This window comes from Halalkalibaculum sp. DA3122, from assembly GCF_043951865.1.
Classification (GTDB): domain Bacteria; phylum Bacteroidota; class Rhodothermia; order Balneolales; family Balneolaceae; genus JAMQKA01.
The window spans coordinates 1-836 of sequence record NZ_JBINJF010000096.1 but is presented as its reverse complement, the minus strand read 5'-3'; the positions used below and the strand labels follow the sequence as shown (position 1 = coordinate 836).

At 58.0% G+C, this 836-nt stretch carries 1 protein-coding gene; it reads right to left on the bottom strand.

Annotated features, from left to right (window positions below; all coding sequences use genetic code 11):
• Window positions 1-821 (bottom strand): hydroxypyruvate isomerase family protein (locus ACG2F4_RS19335; RefSeq protein WP_395262586.1); only part of this gene is annotated, 821 nt, incomplete at its 3' end.
• Between the last annotated feature and the right edge of the window lie 15 nt (window positions 822-836).

Sequence of the window (836 nt, the reverse complement as noted above, 5' to 3'; positions counted from 1 at the left end):
TCATGGATGTATTTGAAGACGTTCCGGTAGTTGATCTCCCCGGTATAGGGCTCATTGCGGCCCGGCACGTCCCCCTGCTGGATGTAGGCGATCTCGTCCCAGCACAGTTCCATGTTGTGGATCAGGCGTCCCTCATTTTTCTGCATGTGGTAGATATCATACAGGATCTTGCAGGCCGGGCTGTCCACCGCCTTGCAGATCTGGTAGGTCTGGTCCGAATGCCGCAGGAACAGGTCCGGGGTGTCGCTGAGCGGCTCCAGGACCATCACCAGCCCGTGCGGCTCAAAAATCTCGGCCCCGCGGCGGAGCGTCTCCACCACATTGCTGGTCTGGATGCCCATCGGCAGGGAGCGGTCAAAATTGCCGGGCACTACGGTCATCCAGGTGGCATTCACCCGCTTGGCCACTTCTACCGCCTCCTTGCAAGCCTCTACAAAAATTTCAGTGTGTTCGGGGTCGCCGGTGGTAAACGAATTGGCCGCATTCCCGCCCTTGTCGATCACAAACACGCCCATCTGCATGCCGGAGTTGGCCAGCTGGTTGCCGATCTTCTCCTGCATCTGCGGGGAGCGCCCCATCATGCCGTTGTCTTCAAAGGCGGTAAACCCGACATCCGCCATAAACTTGAGCTGGTCAATCGGGTCATCGCCCGCGTGATGGCGGAACATCCCGAAATGGGGGGCGTACTTGAGATTAAAGGAGTGTTGTTGACCCCGACCGGGTGTGGATGGCGTTGAGGCCGTCATCCCCTTCACACTCCCGGGTACAGCCATCGCCGAGCCCGCCAGCACACTGTTGCGTAAAAATGTTTTCCTGTTCATATCCCTTTGGTTTTA